Source organism: Streptomyces sp. NPDC101237 (genome assembly GCF_044767465.1).
Lineage (GTDB): Bacteria > Actinomycetota > Actinomycetes > Streptomycetales > Streptomycetaceae > Streptomyces > Streptomyces gramineus.
In genome coordinates, this window is sequence record NZ_JBIWNY010000025.1 from 60,277 (window position 1) to 80,722 (window position 20,446).

Sequence of the window (20,446 nt, forward strand, 5' to 3'; positions counted from 1 at the left end):
CCCGCGGCGCCGGGGCTCACCAGGCGCTCGACGCCACCGCGACCGCCGGCACCAGGCCGGTGCGCAGTGCCTCCAGGAAGGTCACGACCTCGGCCGCGACCGAGCGGTGCTGGAGGTCGTTGAGGACGTCGTGGTGGGCGTCGCGGACCACCGCGAGCCGGGCGCGGGACAGAGACTTGGCGGTGCGGGCCAGCGCGTCGCGGTCGGCGAGCGGGTCCGCGTCGCCGACCAGCAGCAGGGCGGGGACCGCGAGATCGGCGTGGTGGGCCGCGTCCAGCAGCGCACCGGGCACCGGGACGCCGAGCGCGCCGGACCGGGCCCGCGGGTCGTCGCCGAGGACACCGCGGTGGGTCGGGCAGGAGGTACGGACGTCGAGTTCGTCGTCCCAGGTCAGCGCGCTGCCGGCGGTCGCGGCGACGGCTTGGCCGGCACCGGGCAGACCCGCCAGGACGACCGCCTGCGGCCGTACGGCGGCCGCGGAGCCGCTAAGACCGAGCAGCGCCGCCACGGCCGCGGCACCGGAGTCGGCACCCACCAGTACCACCGGCCCGGTCACCTCCTCGCCGGCCGCCGCCGTGCCGGCCACGGCGGCGGCGAGCCGGTCGCCGAACCGGGCCAGCGAACCCTCCAGGTCCGCGGCGTCGATCTCCGGGCCGTCCACGACCCGGACGCGGTACGCGTCGGCGGCGAGCCGCCTGCCGAACCGCCCGTAGACGGCGCGGCTCTCGCCCCGGCCCGGCACCACGACGACGGTCCCGCGGGTGAGCAGGCCCTCGGGGGCGTGGTGATCGGTGTACTGGCTCATCTCAGGCTCCGGCTCGTACGGTGTGGCGGTTGGCGGGGACGGGGAGGCCGAGGTTGCCGCGCAGGGTGTCGGCCTCGTACTCGGTGCGGAACAGCCCGCGCTTCTGGAGGATCGGGACGACGCCGTCCACGAAGAGTTCGAGGTCCTCGTCGGTGCGGAAGGCGAGGTTGATGCCGTCGAAGGTGCCGGCGTCGAACCACTCCTCGATGGTGTCGGCGACGGTCCGCGGCGCCCCGACGAACGGCGACTGACGGAACTCGCTGACCAGGTTGGCGACCTGACGCAGGGTGAGGTTCTCCGACCTGGCCCGCTCGATCAGCCTGGCCGCTCCGGTGCGGCCGCCCCTCTCGGCGAGGTGCGCGACGTCCGGGAACGGGCCGTCCAGGTCGTGCACGCTGAAGTCGTAGGCGCCGAACGAGCGGCCCAGCAGCGCGAGGTTGCCCGCGAAGTCGTTGTCCTCCTCGAAGATCTCCCGCTCGCGGAGCCGGGCCGCCTCGTCGGTGCGGCCGACGACCGGACCGCCGTGGATGAAGATCTTGATGTGCTCGGGGTCGCGGCCGTAGGACGCGGTGCGCTTCTTGATGTCGGCGTAGTAGTCCTGCGCCTGTTGCAGCGAGCCGCCCGGCGCGTAGATGCCCTCCGCGACCCGTGCCGCCAGGTCCCGGCCCTCCTCGGAGACCCCGGCCTGGAAGATCACCGGCTGGCCCTGCGGCGAACGGGACAGGTTGAGCGGGCCCGCGATCCTGAAGTGCTCTCCCTCGTGGTTGAGTTCGTGCAGCTTCGCGGGGTCGAGGAAGACGCCCCGCGCCACGTCCGCGGGGAACGCGTCGTCCTCGTAGGAGTCCCACAGGCCCCGGGCGACCTGCACGAACTCCAGCGCGCGGCCGTACCGGGCGGTGTAGTCGAGGTGCTCGTCCAGCCCGAAGTTCCGCGACGTGCCGGTGTCGAAGCTGGTCACCACGTTCCAGCCGGCGCGGCCACCGCTGATGTGGTCGAGGGAGGCGAACCGGCGGGCCAGGTTGAACGGCGAGTTGTACGTCGAACTCGCCGTGCCCACCAGGCCGATGTGCCGGGTGTGGGTGGCGACCGCCGACAACAGGGTCAGCGGCTCCAGGCGGTTGAGGTAGTGCGCGGGGTAGGTGGCGTTGATGAACTGGCTGTCGACGATGAACAGGGCGTCGAACAGGGCGTGTTCGGCGGCCTGCGCCTGCGCTATGTAGTAGTTGATGTCGATGCTCGCGTTCTTCGCGACCCGTGGGTCCTTCCAGAGCCCGTGCTGGCCGGGGCCTCCGACGCCGTAGGGGTGGAGGGCGAGGTGGATCGTGCGTGCCATCGGTGAGTCCGTTCTGTGCGGCGGGAGTCGGGCGGTTCAGGCGTGCAGCAGGGCGCGCAGGGCCTCGCGGCCGGCCCGGTCCGCAGGGGCCGAGCGCAGGGTGGGCGCGGAGCTGACGAGCAGCCGGGTGTACACGTGCTTCGGGGTGGTGATCACGTCCCGCGCGGTGCCGGTCTCGACCAGTTCGCCGCGGTAGAGCACCGCGATCCGGTCGGCGATCCCGGCGACCGAGCCGAGGTCGTGCGAGATGAAGACCAGCGCCGTGCCCGCGTCGCGGAGTTCCTTGAGGATCTGCAGGATCTGCACCCGGTTCGCGGAGTCCAGGGCGCTGACCGGTTCGTCGAGGATGACCAGCTTCGGTTCGGTGACCAGGGCACGGGCGACCGCGACCCGCTGCCGCTGGCCCCCGGACAGTTCGCCGGGCAGCCGGCCGAGCAGCTCCTCGGAGAGCCGGACGCGGTCCAGGAACGTACGGGCCCGGTCCGCCGCCTCCGCGCGTGGCACTCCCCGCACGAGCAGCGGCTCGATCAGCGACTCCCCGACGGTCAGGTCCGGGTCGAGGCTGCGCAGCGGGTCCTGGAAGACGTACTGGACCACACCGCGCCGGCGCAGACCGCGCCACTGCCGCCTGCCGTACCGGCCGACGTCCTCGCCGCCGATCACGATCCGGCCCGCCGAGGCGGGCGTCAGGCCGAGCACGGCGCGGGCGAACGTCGACTTGCCCGAACCGGTCTCGCCGATCACGCCGACGGTCTCGCCGGGCGCCACGCTCAGCGAGACGCCGTGCAGGACCCGGCGCCGCCGGCGCCGTAGGCCGTAGTGCACGTCCAGGCCGGTGACGTCGAGTACGGGAGCGGTGGTCACGATGCCTCCTGCGGCGCGCGGAACTTCTCCAGGCCGTAGCTCTCGTGCTCGGCGACGAGGAGCCGGGTGTACTCGTGCCGCGGGCGGTGCAGCACCTCGGCCGCCGGGCCGTGCTCCACCACCTCGCCGTCGCGCATCACGAGGACCTCGTCGCAGAGCTGGGCGACGACGGCCAGGTCGTGGGAGACGACCACCAGGGCCAGTCCGGTGCGCTCGCGCAACTCGGCGAGCAGGTCGAGGATCTCCGCCTGGACGGTGACGTCGAGCGCGGTCGTGGCCTCGTCGGCGATGAGGATGTCCGGGTCGGCGGCGACGGCGGCCGCGATCAGGACCCGCTGGAGCATGCCGCCGGACAGCTCGAACGGGTACTGGCCGTAGACCAGTTCGGGGTCGCGCAGCCGTACCGCGTGCAGCAGCTCGATCGCGCGGTCCCGGGCCGCGCGCCGCTTCAGGCCCTTCTTGAGCCGGACCACCTCGGCGATCTGCTTGCCCACCCGGATCGACGGGTTGAGGTACGAGGCGGGGTCCTGGAACACGGCGCTGATCGTCGTGCCCCGCAGCTCCGTCCACCGGCGGGGCGTCAGTGTGGCGATGTCCGTGCCGTTGATCTCGACGGAGCCGCCGCTGACCTCGAAGTGCGGGGGCAGGATGCCCAGCACCGCCCGGCAGGTGAGGGTCTTGCCGCTGCCGGACTCGCCGACGATGCCGACGGTCCGGCCCGGGGTGAGCGCGAAGCTCACGCCGTGCACGATCTCCCGGTCGGCGGTCAGGTCGCTGATCCGGACGTCCCGGACGGCGAGCACGGGGGCCGCGGTGGCGGCGGCGCGGGCCGGCGCGGTGGCGGGGCTCGGGGACAGGGCGGTCATGAGGTACCTCCGGCGGTGACGGAGTCGGACCGGCCGCTCCCGCGCCGCCCGGCGGGGCGGCCGGAGCGGGCCGTGCGGGCGGCGACGAAGGCCCGGCCTGCTTCGCCGGAGACGTCGCGGATCGCGTCGGCGAGCTGGTTCCCGGCCCAGACCGTGACCATGATCAGCAGGGCCGGGACGACCGGCGCCCACGGCTGGTAGTCGAGATAGCCGAGGTCGGAGGCGAGCAGCCCGCCCCAGGTGGGCGCGGGCGGCTGTACGCCGATGCCGAGGAAGGTCAGGCTCGACACGATGACGAAGCCGGTGCCGACGGTCTGGGCGAGCGCGACCGCGACCGGCGGCAGCACCTTGGCCCGGACGTGCCGCCGGACGATCCAGCCGGTGGAGGCACCGGAGACGATCGCCGCCTCCACGTACGGGGAGCGGGCCACGGACAGCGTTGCGGCCCGGCCGACCCGGTAGAAGAGCGGGGAGACCAGCACCCCGGTGACGAGCATCGCCTGGCCGATCCCGTTGCCGAGCAGCGCGATCACCGCGACGGCGAAGAGCAGGAAGGGGAGCGCGACCAGCGTGTCGGCCAGCCGCAGGGTCAGCCACTCGAAGGCCCGCCCGAGGTACACCGACAGGATGCCGGGCACGGCGCCGACGACCAGGGCCACCAGCGCGACTTCGAGGGCGCCGAGCACGCTGACGCGGGAGCCGTCGAGCAGCCTGCTGAACACGTCACGGCCCAGGTAGTCGGTGCCGAGCCAGTGCGCTCCCGAGGCCGGCGCGAGCGTGTCGGCGCTGGTGGCCAGCGGGTCGTACGGGGCGAGCACCGGGCCGAGGACCGCCAGGAGGGCGACCACGGCCAGGATGCCGAGGGCGATCCGGCCCGAGGTGAGGGAGAGGACGCGGCGCACCATGGTCAGACCCCCCGCTGCGATGCGGGCGTCACACGCGCCAGCACCAGGTTGACGATCAGGTTGAAGAGGACGACCAGGACGATCGAGACCACCAGCACGCCCTGCACGGCCGGTACGTCACCGGCCTGCGCGGAGTCGTTGGCGAAGCGGCCGAAGCCCTGCAGCCCGAAGATCCACTCGGTCACGACGGACGCGCCGACCAGGGCCGGGAACTTCAGTCCCAGGGTGGCGAGGGCCGGACCGATGCCGTTGCGCAGGACGTGCGTGAGGAAGATCCGCCGTGGGCCGAGCCCCCGCACCACGGCGCCGGTCACGTAGTTCTCCCGGTAGGCGGCGACGAGTTGGCCGCGGAGCTGGCGGGCGACGTCGGCGACCACGTCGAGGCTCAGCGCGACGGCGGGCAGCGTGATGTGCGCGAGCCACGGCCCGGCCCCCTGCGCCGCCGGGACGTATCCGGCGGCGGGCAGGACATGGAGTCCGACCGCGAACACCGCGACGAGCACGATGCCGACCACGAACGCCGGCATCACCGAGATCACCGTGACGAACCCGGTGATCGCCCGGTCCACCCAGGTGGTGCGCCGCAGCGCCGCCGTGGTGCCGAGGACGAAACCGAGGAGGACGCCGATGACCAGGGCGAGCGTCGCGATGGAGAGGCTGACGGTCAGACCGAGGCCGATCAGGGTGGAGATGTCGGCCCCGTTGGTCCAGCTGGTGCCGAGCTGTCCGTGCAGGACGCCGGTGAACCAGTCCCAGTACTGGACGAGGAAGGGCCGGTCCAGTCCCCACTGGGACTCCACCCGGTGCACGGCCTCGGGAGTCGCCTCCTCGCCGAGCTGGATCCGCGCCGGGCTGAGTCCGCTCAGCGACCGGAGCGCGAAGGTCACGAAGGTCGCGACCACGAAGACGGGCACGATGATCGCGACCGACCGGGCGAGGACGGCCAGGACCCGGCCCAGCGTGTGCCGTGCCCTGGCCGCGGCGGCCCCGCGACGGCGGGCCGGCCCGGCGGACACCTGGGTCGACGTCATGAGGGTTGCCCCCTCTCTGCTGGTGGGACGGGCGGACGGAGGTCAGCGGGTGCCGGATATGGTCACGCCGGTCCAGTCGATGTGGGCCGGGTTCCTCGGCAGGCCGGAGATCGCCTTGCTCTTGGCGATGAGGTTGGGCGCGGAGTAGGTGAAGACCAGTGCCTTGCTCCGCAGCCCGGCACGGGTGGCCGCCTGCAGCACCTTGGTGTAGTCGGGCGAGTCCAGCGGCGTCCTGCGGACCTTCGCGACGGCGGCCTCGAAGCCGGCCGGCTCGTAGGGCGAGCTCAGGTTCAGCGGGCCGTGCGGGCCGAAGTGCGCGGTGAGGGTCTGCAGCGCGGAGTCCCGGCCGGTGGTGCCGTACAGCGAGAACGTCAGGTCCTTCGCGAAGAACGGGGTCGCCCAGTTCTTGTCGATCTTGATGCGGACGGTGATCCCGACCGCGGCCAGCTGCGACTGGACCAGCTCCGCCTGGGGGTCCTCGGCGGGGATGACCAGGTCGAGCCGGACCGTGCCGGGCTTGTGGCCCGCCTCGGCGAGCAGCTTCCTGGACTTCGCCGGGTCGTAGGGGTACAGGTTCGCCGACTTCGGGTCGTAGGCGACGTAGCCCTTCGGGAACGGCTGGTCGGTCACCGAGCCGTAGCCGAACGTCAGCTTGTCCACGAACTCCTGACGGTTGATCGCGTACCGGACGGCGTCCACCACCCGGTCGTCGTCGAACGGCGCCTTGTTGACGTTGAGACTGATGTTGTTGGCGTTGAAGCCCGGTTGGGAGAAGACGTCCAGACCGGCCTTCCTGGCGGCGGCCGCCTGGCTCGGGGCGAGGTCGGCGAAGTTGTAGACGCCGGTGCGCAGGCCGGAGACGACCGTGGAGGCGTCGGGCGCCGAGGTCAGTTCGACGGTGTCGATGTGGATGTTCTTCGCGTCCCAGTAGTCGGGGTTCTTCCGCAGGACCGCCTTGGTGCCCGGCACCAGCTGGGTGACGACGAAGGGCCCCGCGCCGACCGGGGCGCGGTCCAGCTCGGCCGGGTTCGCCGCGGCCTTGGGGCTGGCGATCTGCAGCACCCGCTCCCCGAGCAACTGCGGTATCTGGTAGTCGACCTGAGTGAGGTGCAGGACCGCGTCCAGCCCCTTGGCGGTGACCGATCGGATCGAGGTCAGATCGCCGAAGAGCGCCGAGTTCTTCTGCTTCTGCGCCCGTTCGACGGCCGCCTTGACCGCCGCGCCGTCCACCGGCTCGCCGTCGCTGAACTTCAGACCGGGCCGCAGGTGAAAGGTGATCCGGTCGCCCTTCTTGTTGTACTCCCAGCTCCTGGCGAGATCGGGCACGGCCTTTCCGGTCTCGTCGGTGCGGGTCAACGACGCGTAGGTGAGGGCGAGTTCGCGGAACTGGGCGCCGCTGCCACTGACCACCGGGTCCCAGTGGGCGGGGAAGTAGGAGGAGGTCCACCTGAGCGTGGCGCCGCTGCCGGCGGAGGCGGTCCCGGAGCCGCAGGCGGTCAGCGCGGGGGCGAGCAGGGCGACGAGGGCGCCGGCGACGGCAGCGGTGCGCGGGCCGGACCGGCCGGGGCCGCGACGGGGGGCGGTGTGGTGTGCGGGCATCTCGTTCTTCCTGTGGGCGGCCCGGTCTGGGCCGGGCGGGGAAAGCGGGGTGGACGGTAGGCCGGGCAGCCGTGCGGACCGTCGACCGGGACCGGACGGGCATGCCGGGGAGAGCGCCGGCACGCGCTGGGGCGTGCGGCACTCAGGGCAGGGGGAGTGGGCGGCCGCGCGGGGACGGGCCGGAGGGTGACGGGGGACGCGGCCGTGCGGAAGGGCGGGACGCGATCGGGCCGGACGGCAGGCGGCCGGGGCCGCACCGGGCGGGTGCGGAGGTCAGGCGGCCGCGGGCCGGAGGTGGCGGACGGCCGGAGGCCGGGGACGGCGGAGGGTCAGCGACAGAGTGCGCTGCAGGTGCGCCGCAGGTCCACGTAGCGGCACACCACACCGGGGTGCGTCGTGAGCATGCTGCACATCCTGGAGGCAGCCGCGAGCGGCTGTCAATGGACACCAATTGGTGTCTCATTCGGCGGGACGGCCCGCACGGCCGCTCCCGGCGGGGTCCGCTCGGTCAGCCGGCGACGGCCGGTCTCGCTGACGCCTCGTCAGGATGCAGCCATACGGGGCCGTTTCCGGTCTCCACCCGTACGGCGTGCGGCGGCGGCCACGCGCCCCCGGCCAGCAGCAGCCGCTCCGGTTCCGTCATGCTCCCGAAACGTTCCAGGGCCTGCGCCGCGGGCAGCGGCGCCGCCGGCCCGAGCAGGCCGGGGCACAGATCGTCGACGGCGGCCGCGTACTCCTCGAAGGGCCGCCAGCCGGGCACCGCCCGGTGTCCCGACGGCGCCCGCACCAGCAGGGTCGGCAGCGCGTACCGGTGTCCGCCGCCGGCGGTCTCCTTGGCCGCGCCCGGATGCGGCGAGCCGCCGGACACCGCGCGCACCTCGGGGACCGGCCGGCGTGCCTCGGCGCGGTCCGCGCGCACCCGCTCCAGCACCGCGCCGGACCCGGCGTCGGCGGTCAGCCGCGCCAGGTCCAGACCCGGTGTGCCGCGGACGGCGGCCAGCGCCAGCGCCGGGGTGTCCGCCGGTTCGCCGAGCACGAAGACGCTCTCCCGCAGCCGCCGCAACGCCCGCCCCGCGACCTCGTCGCCCTGGAGTTCGGCGGCCTTGGCGACCAGCGAGGCGGGCCAGGAACTGGCCGGCATCCGGCTCAGCCGTACCGCCCGCGGAGCCCCGGTGTGCGCGCAGACCCCCTCGACGTAGCGCGCGTACCAGGCGGTCTCGGCGGCCGGGTCCGGCGGCGGGTCGTCGTCGTGGTCGAAGAGGATCGCGTACGCCCGCCGCCAGCGGACCCGGCCGGTCAGCGCCGACCGCAGCCTGCGGAAGACCGGTTCCGAGCCCCAGGCCCAGGGGCAGAGCGGGTCGGTGTACTCCACCACCTCGACGGACGGCGGCCCGCCGGCCGCCGCACCGCTCACGCGGCGCCCGTCCGCACCGGCCCTCCGGCCGCTCCGGCCGTCCCGTCGGCCAGCAGCGACCGCAGGGTCACCCCGCCGAGCACGGCCGCCGCCCCCGCCTCGACCGCACGCCACACCCCGGGCAGTCCGGCGGCCGGACCGGGGTAGTCGAGCCCGGACAGCGGCTCGCCGCGCAGGGTGATCAGCTCGCCGTCGACGGCCCGCGTGACGTCCAGCAGGGTGATCTCGTCGGCGGGTCTGCCCAGCCAGTAACCGCCCTCGCAGCCGCGCTGGCTGCGCACCAGGCCCGCTCGGCGCAGCTCACCCACCACGGACTTCAGGAACCGGAACGGAATCTCCTGCGAGGAGGCGATCGCCTCGCAGGTCAGCGGACGAGCGGGCTCACGGGCTAGCTCCAGCAGTGCCCGTATGCCGTAGTCCGCCTTCGCGGAGATATGCATGCGCACATCATGCCCGAGGAGCCCGTCCGGCGGGCCGCTCAGGGCCGTCCGCTCGGACTGTTGCGGGAACATTGCCGCAGGTGAAGCGCAATGGACACCTCTTGACACCCTTTTCGCGGGCGTCCTAGCGTCCACGGCATGAGCGAGCCGCTGACGACCCCCGGTGAAGGCTTCCATCCGCATCTCCACGAGACCCCGGACCACCCGGCGGCGCCGCTGAGCAGCCGCCTGCACCACGTCCGCGCCGACTCCCTGGACGGCGACACCGCGCAGTCCGGCGGCATGCGCAGGTTCGCCGCCGTCAGCGGGAAGACGGTCGGTTCCGAGAAGCTGTGGATGGGCCAGACCCACGTGGCGGCCGCCACCGCGTCCTCCGACCACCACCACGGCGAGTCCGAGACCGCGATCTACGTGGTCAGCGGACATCCGGAGTTCGTCTTCCTGGACGACTCGGGACCGGAGCCGCAGGAGGTACGGCTGCGCACCTCGCCCGGCGACTACGTCTTCGTCCCGCCGTTCGTGCCGCACCGCGAGGAGAACCCGGACCCCGACGACGAGGCGGTGGTCGTCATCGCGCGCAGCACCCAGGAGGCGATCGTGGTCAACCTGCCCGGCCTGTACGCCCTCTAGGCCCTTTGGGTCAGGCCGCCAGGAAGGCGTGGAGGGAGTCGGTCATGCGGCCGACGAACGCCTCGCGGGTGCGGTCGCCGACCAGGTCGAGGGAGAGGTAGGGGTTGAGGTCCTCCAACTCGACCAGGAGCAGGTCGCCTTGCCGGGTCCGGCAGGCGTCCACCCGCTGGATGCCGTGGTCGAGGGTGTTCCAGTCGATGAACCGCCGGGCGAAGTCGAGGTCGGCCGCGGAGGGTTCGTAGGGCTCCAGGATCCAGCGGTGGCCGGGGTCCGGCGCGTACAGCGCGTACTGGAAGGTGTCGTCGACGTAGTAGAAGGACACCTCGTAGCGGAAGTCGATGCGCGGCTGGACCAGGATGTCGCCGTAGGCGAGGCCGGCCAGCCGGTCGCGGGTGACGAAGGTCAGGCCTATGGAGTCCGCCCCGGTCCGGGGCTTGACCGCGTACTGCTCGCTCTCGGGCAGGCGGTCCAGCCGGTCGGCCCGGTCGACGGTCGGGATGACCGGGTGCCCGGCCTCGGTCAGGTCCAGCAGGTAGCCCTTGCCCGCCATGTCGGCCCGGCCGTGCAGCGGGTTGTAGACGCGGGTGCCGCACGCGGCGGCCCGGTCGCGGAAGGCCTCGTAGGTCTCCTGGTAGTGGAGCACCGGGCCGCTGTTGCGGACCACGACGGCGTCGAAGCGGTCCATCAGGGCCAGGGCGTCCCGTGGATGGCACAGCGCGAGGTCGAAGTCCGCGCGGAGCTCGGCGGTCAGGAACACGTCCTCGTCGCCGTACCGGCGCCCGCGTGCCGGATAGGCGAGGTCGGTCACGTACAGCAGGCTCGGGCGGGCGGGCATGGCGCATCTCCAGGGCGAACGGTCACACACGGGCCCGCCGATGGTGACACGCCCCGGTGCCGTGCCTCGCCGCGGCCCCGCGCGGCCGGTCGGTGTGCGCTGGCCGGTGCGCTACGACCGTGGGCGGGCGCCCGGGCCCGGACGGGCGGTGACCTCGTACGGGGTGAGGGCGGTGTGCTCCGCGGAACACTGGACGACGGCGCGGACCGGCGCCTGGCAGCCGGTGTGCCGGATGTCCAGCGGCGGGCTCTCCCCGGGGCCGAGCGTGTAGGTCTCGCCCCACTGGCCGAGCGCGACCAGGACGGGCCACAGGTCCCAGCCCTTGCGGGTCAGCCGGTACTCGTTGCGGGCGCGGCTGCCGGGCTCCCGGTAGGGCACGGTCCGCAGGACGCCGGCCGCGACCAGCTTCCGGAGCCGGTCGCTGAGCACCGCCTCCGACAGGCCGATGTGGCGGTGGAAGTCGTCGAAGCGGCGGACCCCGTTCGCGGCGTCCCGCAGGATCAGCAGCGTCCATTTCTCTCCGACCACGTCGAGCGTGCGCTGGACGGGACAGTTCTCCGTGCTCGCCTCTAGCCACTCCATGGCGCCATGGTAGGGGCCTGGCTTCGTCGTTGACAGTCAGCTGCGCGGGAAGCTAGCTTCGTTCGAAGAAGTCAGCTGAGAGGGCAGGTGCCGTGGGACGGACGCGTACGTATCAGTGGGACGATCCCGCGGTCCTGGCGGACGCCGCCGGACGCATGGCCGGCATCGACTTCTTGCGCGAGCTGCAGGCGGGCGGGCTGCCCAGGCCGCCGGTCAACCACACCGTCGACTTCGCCCTGGACGAGGTGGAGCCGGGGCGGGCGGTCTTCTCGCTGACGCCGGGCGAGGAGCACTACAACCCGATCGGCAGTGTGCACGGAGGCATCTTCGCCGTCCTGCTGGACTCGGCCGCCGGATGTGCCGTGCAGTCCACGCTCCCGCAGGGCATGGCGTACACCTCGCTCGACCTGACCGTGAAGTTCCTGCGCCGCATCACCGTGGAGACCGGCACGGTGCGCGCCATCGGTACGGTGGTCAACAAGGGCCGTCAGACCGCCCTCGCGCAGGCGCAGTTGGTCGACGCGACGGACCGGCTGCTCGCCCACGCCACCAGCAGCTGCATGCTCTTCCCGGTGCCGCCCGCGCGCTGAGCCGCCCGGGAGCGGCCCCGGCCCCGCCGTGGACCGGCGGGGCCGGGCACGGGTGTGCCCCGGAGCGGGCCGCCTCCGGGGCACCACGTCGCCGGCCGGTCTCAGCGGCCGGGCGCCTCCTCGGGTGCGCCGCGGCGGCCCGGAGCCCACAGCAGCGCGCCCGATGCCAGGCCGAGCGCGGCCAGCACCCACCAGACCCGGTGGAAGGAGTCGACGGCGGTGGCCGCGGTGGGCGTGCCGAGAACGGCGACGAAGAGGCTGATGCCGAGGACCGCGCCGAGCTGGCGCAGGCTCGCGTTGATCGCCGAGCCCAGCGCGAACCGGCCCGGCGGCAGCGCCTGCACGGCGGCCCCGGACTGGACGGGCAGCGTGAGGCCGACACCTAGTCCGGTGAGCAGCGCCGCGGGCAGCCAGTGGATCGCCCAGTGCGGGGTGGCGCCGGCGAAGACCGCGGTGAGCGCGAGACCGGCCGTCCAGAAGAGCGCGCCGCAGGTCAGCACCCGGCGTGCCCCGTAGGTGTGCGAGAGGCGGCTGGCCGTGCGGGCCACGGCGGTGACCACCAGCGGGCTCGGCGCGGTGGCGAGGGCGGCGCGCAGCACCGAGTAGTGCCACACCGTCTGCAGGAAGACGATGTTGCTCAGCAGCATGCCGAAGAAGGCGGCGGCGAACAGCAGGGTCGCCGCGTTGACCAGCCGGAACTGCCTCACCCGGAAGAGCGCGAAGTCCATCACGGGCCGCGCGGCGGCGCGATCGCGCAGGACGAAGGCCGGGATCAGCAGCGCCGCCAGCGCGAACGCGCCGATCACCCGCGGGTCGGACCAGCCCCACTGCGGGCCCTCGATGATGCCGAGGCTCAGGGCGGCCGGCGTCGCGGCGATCAGCAGCACGCCGAGCGGGTCGGGCAGGCCGTGGGCGTGCGGGTCGCGGGCCTCGCGCAGCAGCCGCACGCCGAAGAAGGCGATCACCGCGCAGATCGGCACGTTGACCAGGAAGATCCAGCGCCAGGAGGCGTACTGGGTCAGCAGCGCGCCCAGGGTCGGGCCGAGCGCGGCGGCCGCGGCGGCCATGGAGCCCCAGGTGCCGATCGCCACCGGCCGCCGGGACGGCGGGAACTCCGGGAGGATCAGGGACAGCGAGGTCGGGGTGACCAGGGCGGCGAACGCCGCCTGCAGGGCCCGTCCCGCGATGAGCATGCCGGTGTCCGGCGCCAGGCCGCACAGGGCGCTCGTCGCCGCGAAGCCGGTGATCCCGATGAGGAAGACCCGCTTGCGCCCGTAGCGGTCGGCGAGCCGGCCGGCCGGGATGAGGACGGCGGCGAAGACCAGGCTGTAGGCGTTGAGCACCCACGCCAGGTGGCCCGCCGAGGCGTGGAAGCTGCGCCCGATGGTCTCGAAGGCGACGTTGACGATGGTGGTGTCCAGGAACACCACGAACGCGCCGAGGCTGCTGAGCACCAGCACCCGGAGCGCGTGCCGGCGGGCGGCCGCGTCCTGGACCGGCTCCGTGGCCGTCGGCGGTCCGGCGGGTGCGGAGGTGGCGGCCCCCTCGGGTACGGCCATGTCATCCCCTCAGTGAGTTGGATTTTCCTACCTACTGATCGTGACGCTATCCCGAGTGGGTCGTGAAACACAACTGACCGGAGGTAACGTGGGCCCATGGACGTACAGCCACAGCAGGCCGGGGAGTCGGACACGGGCAGCGCCGGGACGGCCGTCAAGCCGCTGCCCTCGGTGATGGCGGGCGCGCCGGTGGGGGTGCGGCCCTGCTCGATCGCCGCCGCGCTGCAGATCGTCGGCGAGCGCTGGTCGCTGCTCGCGCTGCGCGAGATGGCGTACGGCGTGCACCGGTTCGCGAAGATCGCCGGCTTCACCGGAGCCCCGCGCGACATCCTCGCCGACCGGCTGCGCAAGCTCGAAGCGGCGGGCGTGATCGAGCGGCGCCAGTACAGCGAGCACCCGCCCCGCCACGAGTACCACCTGACGCAGGCGGGACAGGAGTTGTTCCCCGTGCTGATCGGCCTGCTGCAATGGGGCGACCGGTGGGCGGTGGACACCCCGGCCGTCGCCTTCCGGCACGAGTGCGGCCACCCGCTGCGGATGGAGTCCGGGTGCGGGCACTGCGAGGGTGAGATCACCCCGCAGTCCCTGTCCCTGATGCCGGGATTCCCGCGCCCCTGACCCCGCCGCGCCCGCGCCCTCCTCCGCGTCGGGTCGGCGACGCGGCCCCAGGGCCTCCCGTCCGCGACGCCTGGCCCGACGTTCGCGCGGCGGGCGTGGCACTGCGTGGAATCAGCACTCAAATCCCTTACGAACAGTCTGAGTTCGCCCGTGCGGGAGGGATTCCCCACCCGTGGCTCTCGGACGCGGACCACGGGCTGGCGGCGGCCCTGCGGCTGCCCGCCTTCCGTGGCGCGGGACGACTGCGCCACAAGCGCCTGATCCTGGTCGTCGACGCCGAACGGCCGGTCCGCGGCGTGCTGTTCCCGGCCGGCGACCTTTCGTACGCGGTCGCCGAGGCGCTGCGCCTGGCGGTCGGCCGCACCGCCTGAGCCCGGCCCGTCCCGGCCGGGCGGCTACGGTGCGGCGGGAGCCGGCCCGTCGGTCTCCGCCTCCTGGTAGGACCAGCGCTGCTGCCGCCAGGCGTCGGCGACGGTGTGGTAGCGGCGTTCCTCCCAGAATCCGCGCCGGTCGGCGGTCATGTACTCGATGCCGCGCAGCCGTTCCCCGTGGGCGTAGGCGCTCACACGGCGGAGGGCCGGACCGGGGCGCGGTGCGCGCCCGCGGCCGGGCCCTCCCGTCGTGCTCCGGGCCGGTCCGCACCGCCCGCGAGGTCACACGGACGCGAGGGAGACCTCGGTCGACTTGATCAGGGCCACGACCGGCGAGCCGGGTGCCAGGCCGAGGTCGGTCACCGCGTCCTTGGTGACGGCCGAGGTCAGCTCACCTCCGTCGACGGCCACCTTGACCGTCGCCATCGCCCCGCCCACGGCCACGTCGCTGACCGTGCCGGGCAGCCGGTTGCGGATGGACAGGCCCGTCACCGGGCCGGTGGCCAGGGCCACCTCGGTCGCCTTCATCATCGCCCGGACGGCCGACCCCTCGGCCAGCCCCAGGTCCTCGACCGCCTCCACGGTGATCGCGGCGGTGAGGTCCTGGCCGCCGTCCAGCCGCAGCCTCACGGTCGCCATCACCTCCCCCTGGGTCACGGAGGTGACGGTGCCGGGGATCTGGTTGCGGATGCTCAGGCTCATGACGAGGCGCCTCACAGACGGGGAGAAGAGGGACAGGGGTGAATTGTCACGATGTGCGGGACCGCCGGACCACAAACTAGCCGCTTCCGTGACCTCCGGCGCGCCCTGCTCGCCTCCGCCCTCCGTCTCCGCGCCCGGCCCTGGCAGATCAGGGACGGGCGGCGCGGCGGGCCGGGGCCCAATGTGTTTGACTCACCGGTGCGGCCGAACCTACGTTCCCTGTCATGGCTGATGACGAATCCACCCGGGCCGCCCGGCTGCTGGAAGCCCAGGCGAAGGCCGAGCGGCTCTTCGCCGAGATCGAGCGGCGGCACCTGGTGGAGCCGGGCCAGGGGGAGCGGGCGGTCAGCGACCGCGTCCGCGACCTGGCGAACGAACTCTTCGGTACGACCCGGCACTGGCACAAGCGGATCGTGCGCTCGGGCCCGAACACCCTCAAGCCGTACCGGGAGAACCCGCCCGACCGCGTGATCGGCACGGACGACATCGTGTTCGCCGACTTCGGGCCGATCTTCGAGGAGTACGAGGCCGACTTCGGGCGGACCTTCGTACTCGGCGACGACCCGGTCAAACGAAAGCTGCGGGACGACCTGCCGGAGGTCTTCGCCGCCGGCCGGCGGTTCTTCGAGGCCGACCCGCGGATCACCGGGAAGCAGCTCCACGCCGAGGTGGAGCGGCTGGCCGCGGAGGCCGGCTGGCAGCTGGGCGGCTGGCACGCCGGCCACCTGGTCGGCGAGTTCCCGCACGAGAAGATCGACGGCGCGGACACCGAGTCGTACATCGCGCCCGCCAACGACACCCCGCTGCGCCGCACCGACAAGGCGGGCCGTATCTGCCACTGGATCCTGGAGATCCACCTCGTCGACCGCGAGCGGGAGTTCGGCGGCTTCCACGAGGAACTGCTCACCCTCTGACCCGGCCCCGCGCCGGGGGCGCGCGGCTACCGCGGGCCCAGGCCCAGGGACACGGCGCCCAGGCACGCGGGGACCGAGACCTCGGCCGCACCGCTCGCCCGTCAGCGGTGCCCGTCGGCGGCGAGCGCGTCGAAGTCGCGGTTCATCGGCTCCTGGCCCCGCCCGGCCGCCCCGGTCTAGGACGACTCGGTGGACCGGCCCGGCCACCGGGTGAAGCGGCTGAGCCCCCGCCGGGTCGGCTTGAGGGGCTTGTCCTCGGGAGCGACCGGATCCTGCCCGGTGGTCAGGGCCGGTGCCGCGGCCGGAGCGGCGGGCACGGACCGGCCGCCCCGGCCGAGCCGGCTCCGGACGGCCTTCGCCATCGCCTGGTGGGACGGCTCCAGCAGCACACCGCCCGTGGACAGGTGTTCCCACATGTGCAGCAACTCCTGTCCGCGGGTGGCGACCTGGCCCTCGTCGTCCAGCCGCTGCCAGGCCGCCGTGGCACGGGCCACCTCGGGCGCGGCCCGGTTCAGATCGGTACGGCAGCGGATGCGGGCGACGGTCAGCGCGAGCACCGTGGAGAGCATGTAGTCGCCGCGCTGGTAGGCCAGGTACGCCTCGATCGCCCGCGCCTCCAGGGAGAGTTCGTCCTCCGCGCCCCGGCGCAGCGTGAGGTGCTCGCGCAACGCGCTGGCCAGCACGAACGCTGCGTGCAGCTCCTGGCGCTGCGCGTGCTGGATGATCCGTTCGACGCGGGCGAGCGGCGGGAACGACTCCTCCTCCGCGGCCGTGCGCTCACGCCCCGGCGGCAGGTCCTCCTCGTCGGCGATGGTCCGGCTGGAGCCGTCGGGGTACACCCGCAGCCGCGCCACCTGTTGCACGGTCCGGTCGATGACGGTGGCCGCCACCGGGGCCCGCAGGGTGCGGGCGAACATGGCGATGGCGTCGAGTATCGCCTCGTTGGGAGGCCGCGTGCCGCCCATCTCCAGGAGATGGCCGTTGACCACCGTCGACCCGTCCTCGGCCACATAGGCGTCGAGCCGGATCAGCGGCGGTGCGCTGAGCGCGGGCAGGTTTCCCTCGTTGCGGGGGGTCAGCGAGTAGGTCATCCGTTCAGACTCCGGGTCGGACGACACCGACGATGGGCATGGAGGCGGCCGGCGCGATGGTGACCGTGCGTCCGGGTCGCGGGGCGTGCACGACCCGTCCGCCTCCTATGTACATGCCCACGTGTGTGGCGTCGTAGTAGATGATCAGGTCCCCGGGCTGCACGGAGGCCAGGCTGACCCGGGTCAGCCCCTGCCACTGCGCCTGCGAGGTACGGGGTATGGGGTGCCCGGCCGCCGCCCAGGCCGTGGAGGTGAGTCCCGAGCAGTCGTACGACGAGGGGCCCACGGCGCCCCACACGTACGGTTTGCCGATCTGGGCCATCGCGAAGTCCACGGCCCGCGCGGCGGCGCCGCTCGCCTTCGTCCCGCCGCCGCCCGAGCCGGTACCGGAGGTGGTGCCGGAATCGGGGCCCGTCCACTTGGCCGTGGCCTCCCGCGCCTCCTCCTTCTCCAACTGGGCCAGCTTGCGGGTCTGTTCCTTCTTGAGTCCGGCCTCGATCCGCTCGGCCTCGGCGATCTTCTTCTCGATCTTCCCCTTCGCCTCGGCCTTGTCCGCGCGGCTGTCCTTCAGTTCCCGAAGCTTCTCCGCGGCGGCGTCGGTCTGCCGGTCCAGTGCCGCGCGGACGCTCTTCTGCGTCTCGGAGACGTTGACGAGGTTGCGCATGGCCTGGCGGGCCTGGGCGGCCTGGTCGAGTGCCTGGTCGGGATGGTCGCCGAGCAGCAGCTGGATCCCCGTCGCGTCGAGGTTGCCGCCGCGGTACTGCGTGCGGGCGGCCACCCCCACCAGGGTGTGCAGATCGTCCAGCCGGCTCTCGGTGCGCGCCAGCTCCTTGTGGAGCGACGCCAGCCGCTTCTCCTGCGCGGTCGCCTTCACGTCGGCGGTGTTGTACGCCTCGGTGGCCACCTCGGCCTCGCGGTAGAGGCCGTTCAGCTCGTTGTGGATGTCCTCGATCGACTGGTCGTTCCGTGGATCGGGTGTGGCCGGGGCCGCGAAGCTCGGTCCCGGTAACAAGGCGATCGCACAGACGAAGGCTGCTATGGCGGCACGGCTGCGCAGCCGTCTGCCGCCGGTCGACACGTTCATCGGCTCCATCTTCAGAGGTCGCGTGCAGGCGGCTCAGACGGGTGACTTGCCCATCGCGGTGGCCACCGCGCTTCTCGCGGAGGACCGTTCGAGCCTCGAACACAGTACCTCCCCCGGAACGGCAGTCCCTTGTGTCCCCGCATGTGTCGCGCACGGCACACAGGGGGCGGGCGAGTACCGGCCGCCTGCCGGCCGGTACCCGGACCCGAGATCTCAACGACAGGACGGGGCAGGGGTTTTCGGTGACCTCGCCCCGGACCGGAGACCGGCGGGTCCGGGTGCCGCAGGGGGAGTGGCGCGGGCGTCAGGACCGGCGCACGAGACAATGATCACTGGCGGCTCCGGACCGGCGGCTCAGGCGGGCGTGTCCAGCAGGGCGGTCACGTAGGCGTCCAGGCGCCGCTCCACGGCCCGTGTCGTCAGTTCCGTCCGTCCCGCGCGCCGCCACGGCCGGGCCGCCCACCGCGCGGCCGGCGCGAACGCGAGCGCGTCCTGCAGCCGCCAGTAGAGCCGTTCCCACGCGGTCGCGGCCTGCACCCCGCCGGCCTCCTCGTACAGCTCCGCGAACCGCAGCCCCCAGGCCGGGCCGTGCAGCAGCGCGAGGTTGGTGGAGCAGTGCGCCACGTCGAGGTCCGCGGGCCCCCAGGAGGTCTCCACCCAGTCGACGACCCCGGAGATCCGCGGAGCGTGCGGCCCCTGGGGCGGCACGTCGAACAGCACGTTGCCGGGGTGGAAGTCCCGGTGCAGGAACCGCCCTTCGTAGGGCGGCGCGGGCCGGCGGATCACATCGGTGGCCGCGGCCCAGGCCGCCGCGTCGGCGCCGTCGGGAGGGACCACGGCGTCGGCGGTCGTCCACGGCTCGAACACCGGCGGGCGTTCGGCGGGCCGCACCGCGTGGACGGCGACGAGCTGACGGGCCAGCAGCGGCAGGCGCTCCTCGAGTCCCCGGTCGTCCATGACGGTCCGGCCCGGCAGGTGCGTCATCAGCAGGGAACTCGCAGTGCGCGCCGGCCGGGTCGGCCGCGACCCCGCCCGGAGCCGGTACGCCGGTCGCGGCGAGGACGTCGAGGGCGCGGGCCTCCCGGCGGAGCATGTCCTGCGCGTGCGCGGCGAACGCCGGGTCGGTGAAGGTCCGCAGGACCAGGTCGCGGGTGCCGCCGCCCCGGCTGCCGACGGTCAGCCGCCGCATCTCGGCGGTGATGCCGCCGTGCAGCGTCTCGGTCCCGACGATCCGCTCACCGTCCTCCAGCTGCCGGTTCACCCAGGCCAGGGTCCGCGGCCGGACACCCGCCGCCTCATCGTGCTCGGTCATCCCGCCACCCCAGCACCGGAACGACCACCCGCGCAAAGTCTTTGGCCGAAAGAGACCGCCCGCGGGGGCACCGGGTGGGCGCAGTGCCGGGCGGCCGGCACTGCCGGGCGGGCCTCGGCACCGGCCGGGCCTCGGCGCCGGCCGGGGCCCGGCACCGGCGGGACCCCGGCTCGCGCCAGGATCCCCTCTCGCGGTGGGCTCCGGCGCGGGCGGGATCCCGGCTCGCGCCGTGATGCCGTCTTGCGGTGGGCTCCGGCGCGGGCGGGATCCCGGCTCGCGCCGTGATGCCGTCTTGCGGTGGGCCCCGGCACCGGCCGGACCCCGGCGCACGCCAGGACGCCGTCCGGCGGCGGAGCCCGCACCTCTGAGGCTCCTCAAGTCGCTTGGTGGGCCGGGGGACGGCCGTCAGGCTGGTCCTCATGACAGGAATCACGGGACTGAGCAAGAAGAACACCTTCGTGCTGACCATCCGCGACGCGGACGTGGTCGCGGCCGCCCTGCGCGAGGCGCTGGCGGACGCCTCGCCCGAGGAGCGCCCGGGCCTGGAACGCGCCGCCGCGCTCGTGCGGTCCACCGCCTCGGACACCGAGTCCCTGCTACGCGCTCGCTGGGTCCGCGCCCGGCTGGCCGCCACCGGATTCACCGGGGACATCACGTCCGTCGCCGCCGTGAAGGCGCTGCGGCAGGCGGAGCCGACGCTCAGTCTGCTCGCGGCGGTGCAACTCCAGCGGGAGGCGGTGGCCCACCCCGAGTGACCCGGCGGACCCCGCGCGCCCCGCGCGGGCCTCCCGGCTCGCGGACGACCGGACCCTCCCACGCTATTGACAGGGACTCGCCAAGTCGGTTCACTGCCTCGCAGACAGGTATGGACCAGTGCTCGAACCCGGCCCGGCTCCGCGGG

General features: G+C 73.6%; 21 protein-coding genes and 2 pseudogenes. 6 read left to right on the forward strand and 17 right to left on the reverse strand.

Annotated features, from left to right (window positions below; translation table 11 throughout):
* Positions 1 to 16: 16 nt before the first annotated feature.
* The 9 genes from ACIRQ9_RS31095 to ACIRQ9_RS31135 form a co-directional block, all read right to left on the reverse strand.
* A complete protein-coding gene (locus tag ACIRQ9_RS31095) occupies positions 17 to 805 on the reverse strand; it encodes an alpha/beta hydrolase (RefSeq protein ID WP_404180846.1) in 789 nt (262 codons plus the stop codon).
* Position 806: 1 nt separating this feature from the next.
* Positions 807 to 2,138, reverse strand: coding sequence for an LLM class flavin-dependent oxidoreductase (locus ACIRQ9_RS31100; RefSeq protein WP_404180850.1), 1,332 nt, complete (start codon positions 2,136 to 2,138; stop codon positions 807 to 809).
* Between the two features lie 36 nt (positions 2,139 to 2,174).
* Positions 2,175 to 3,002, reverse strand: a complete 828-nt coding sequence (locus ACIRQ9_RS31105) for an ABC transporter ATP-binding protein (RefSeq protein ID WP_404180853.1) — start codon at positions 3,000 to 3,002, stop codon at positions 2,175 to 2,177.
* Positions 2,999 to 3,868: an ABC transporter ATP-binding protein gene (locus ACIRQ9_RS31110; RefSeq protein WP_404180856.1), complete on the reverse strand. Its 870-nt coding sequence runs from the start codon at positions 3,866 to 3,868 to the stop codon at positions 2,999 to 3,001. Before ACIRQ9_RS31110 ends, ACIRQ9_RS31105 begins: the two co-directional genes overlap by 4 nt.
* Positions 3,865 to 4,773, reverse strand: coding sequence for an ABC transporter permease (locus tag ACIRQ9_RS31115; RefSeq protein WP_404180859.1), 909 nt, complete (start codon positions 4,771 to 4,773; stop codon positions 3,865 to 3,867). The genes ACIRQ9_RS31110 and ACIRQ9_RS31115 overlap by 4 nt, the downstream gene beginning before the upstream one ends.
* Positions 4,774 to 4,775: 2 nt before the next feature.
* Entirely contained in the window at positions 4,776 to 5,804 is a 1,029-nt protein-coding gene (locus tag ACIRQ9_RS31120; protein ID WP_404180862.1) for an ABC transporter permease, read from the reverse strand.
* 42 nt (positions 5,805 to 5,846) lie between these two features.
* Positions 5,847 to 7,403: an ABC transporter substrate-binding protein gene (locus tag ACIRQ9_RS31125; RefSeq protein WP_404180865.1), complete on the reverse strand. Its 1,557-nt coding sequence runs from the start codon at positions 7,401 to 7,403 to the stop codon at positions 5,847 to 5,849.
* Between the two features lie 508 nt (positions 7,404 to 7,911).
* Positions 7,912 to 8,817 carry a DsbA family protein gene (locus ACIRQ9_RS31130; RefSeq protein WP_404180868.1) on the reverse strand — a complete coding sequence of 302 codons (906 nt, stop codon included), beginning with the start codon at positions 8,815 to 8,817 and terminating at the stop codon, positions 7,912 to 7,914.
* The gene (locus tag ACIRQ9_RS31135) at positions 8,814 to 9,257 is read right to left on the reverse strand and encodes an RrF2 family transcriptional regulator (protein ID WP_404180871.1); all 444 of its coding nucleotides are present in this window, start codon (positions 9,255 to 9,257) and stop codon (positions 8,814 to 8,816) included. The genes ACIRQ9_RS31130 and ACIRQ9_RS31135 overlap by 4 nt, the downstream gene beginning before the upstream one ends.
* Before the next feature lie 138 nt (positions 9,258 to 9,395).
* On the opposite strand from ACIRQ9_RS31135, the gene ACIRQ9_RS31140 reads away from it, so the two are divergent.
* On the forward strand, positions 9,396 to 9,887 hold the full coding sequence (locus ACIRQ9_RS31140) for a cupin domain-containing protein (RefSeq protein ID WP_404180874.1): 492 nt from the start codon (positions 9,396 to 9,398) through the stop codon (positions 9,885 to 9,887).
* Between the two features lie 10 nt (positions 9,888 to 9,897).
* Here ACIRQ9_RS31140 and ACIRQ9_RS31145 read toward each other — a convergent pair whose 3' ends face one another.
* Together ACIRQ9_RS31145 and ACIRQ9_RS31150 are read right to left on the reverse strand one after the other, a co-directional pair.
* Positions 9,898 to 10,722: a hypothetical protein gene (locus tag ACIRQ9_RS31145; protein WP_404180877.1), complete on the reverse strand. Its 825-nt coding sequence runs from the start codon at positions 10,720 to 10,722 to the stop codon at positions 9,898 to 9,900.
* A 111-nt stretch (positions 10,723 to 10,833) separates the two neighbouring features.
* The gene (locus tag ACIRQ9_RS31150; RefSeq protein WP_404180880.1) at positions 10,834 to 11,304 is read right to left on the reverse strand and encodes a winged helix-turn-helix transcriptional regulator; all 471 of its coding nucleotides are present in this window, start codon (positions 11,302 to 11,304) and stop codon (positions 10,834 to 10,836) included.
* A gap of 92 nt (positions 11,305 to 11,396) precedes the next feature.
* On the opposite strand from ACIRQ9_RS31150, the gene ACIRQ9_RS31155 reads away from it, so the two are divergent.
* Entirely contained in the window at positions 11,397 to 11,894 is a 498-nt protein-coding gene (locus tag ACIRQ9_RS31155; RefSeq protein ID WP_404180883.1) for a PaaI family thioesterase, read from the forward strand.
* A gap of 101 nt (positions 11,895 to 11,995) precedes the next feature.
* Here the strand turns inward: ACIRQ9_RS31155 and ACIRQ9_RS31160 are convergent, their stop codons facing one another.
* Positions 11,996 to 13,453 carry an MFS transporter gene (locus ACIRQ9_RS31160; RefSeq protein ID WP_404180886.1) on the reverse strand — a complete coding sequence of 486 codons (1,458 nt, stop codon included), beginning with the start codon at positions 13,451 to 13,453 and terminating at the stop codon, positions 11,996 to 11,998.
* A gap of 96 nt (positions 13,454 to 13,549) precedes the next feature.
* Between ACIRQ9_RS31160 and ACIRQ9_RS31165 the strand changes: the two genes are divergently transcribed.
* Positions 13,550 to 14,071: a winged helix-turn-helix transcriptional regulator gene (locus ACIRQ9_RS31165; protein WP_404180889.1), complete on the forward strand. Its 522-nt coding sequence runs from the start codon at positions 13,550 to 13,552 to the stop codon at positions 14,069 to 14,071.
* A gap of 95 nt (positions 14,072 to 14,166) precedes the next feature.
* The gene (locus ACIRQ9_RS31170; protein ID WP_404180892.1) at positions 14,167 to 14,442 is read left to right on the forward strand and encodes a hypothetical protein; all 276 of its coding nucleotides are present in this window, start codon (positions 14,167 to 14,169) and stop codon (positions 14,440 to 14,442) included.
* Positions 14,443 to 14,466: 24 nt separating this feature from the next.
* Here ACIRQ9_RS31170 and ACIRQ9_RS31175 read toward each other — a convergent pair.
* Both ACIRQ9_RS31175 and ACIRQ9_RS31180 read right to left on the reverse strand, forming a co-directional pair.
* Positions 14,467 to 14,610 (reverse strand): annotated as a pseudogene (locus tag ACIRQ9_RS31175) (sulfite oxidase-like oxidoreductase); the annotation flags it as partial.
* A 114-nt stretch (positions 14,611 to 14,724) separates the two neighbouring features.
* A complete protein-coding gene (locus ACIRQ9_RS31180; protein ID WP_404180895.1) occupies positions 14,725 to 15,144 on the reverse strand; it encodes a molybdopterin-binding protein in 420 nt (139 codons plus the stop codon).
* 224 nt (positions 15,145 to 15,368) lie between these two features.
* Between ACIRQ9_RS31180 and ACIRQ9_RS31185 the strand changes: the two genes are divergently transcribed.
* Positions 15,369 to 16,058 carry a M24 family metallopeptidase gene (locus ACIRQ9_RS31185; protein ID WP_404180898.1) on the forward strand — a complete coding sequence of 230 codons (690 nt, stop codon included), beginning with the start codon at positions 15,369 to 15,371 and terminating at the stop codon, positions 16,056 to 16,058.
* Positions 16,059 to 16,234: 176 nt separating this feature from the next.
* On the opposite strand, the gene ACIRQ9_RS31190 is transcribed toward ACIRQ9_RS31185, so the two are convergent.
* The 3 genes and pseudogenes from ACIRQ9_RS31190 to ACIRQ9_RS31200 all read right to left on the reverse strand — a co-directional run bounded on the left by ACIRQ9_RS31190 (position 16,235) and on the right by ACIRQ9_RS31200 (position 19,545).
* Positions 16,235 to 17,149 carry a hypothetical protein gene (locus ACIRQ9_RS31190; RefSeq protein WP_404180901.1) on the reverse strand — a complete coding sequence of 305 codons (915 nt, stop codon included), beginning with the start codon at positions 17,147 to 17,149 and terminating at the stop codon, positions 16,235 to 16,237.
* Between the two features lie 4 nt (positions 17,150 to 17,153).
* The gene (locus ACIRQ9_RS31195; protein WP_404180904.1) at positions 17,154 to 18,233 is read right to left on the reverse strand and encodes an NlpC/P60 family protein; all 1,080 of its coding nucleotides are present in this window, start codon (positions 18,231 to 18,233) and stop codon (positions 17,154 to 17,156) included.
* Between the two features lie 354 nt (positions 18,234 to 18,587).
* Positions 18,588 to 19,545: pseudogene (locus ACIRQ9_RS31200) on the reverse strand (phosphotransferase family protein).
* A 419-nt stretch (positions 19,546 to 19,964) separates the two neighbouring features.
* Between ACIRQ9_RS31200 and ACIRQ9_RS31205 the strand changes: the two are divergent.
* Positions 19,965 to 20,300, forward strand: coding sequence for a hypothetical protein (locus tag ACIRQ9_RS31205; RefSeq protein ID WP_404180907.1), 336 nt, complete (start codon positions 19,965 to 19,967; stop codon positions 20,298 to 20,300).
* Positions 20,301 to 20,446 lie beyond the last annotated feature (146 nt).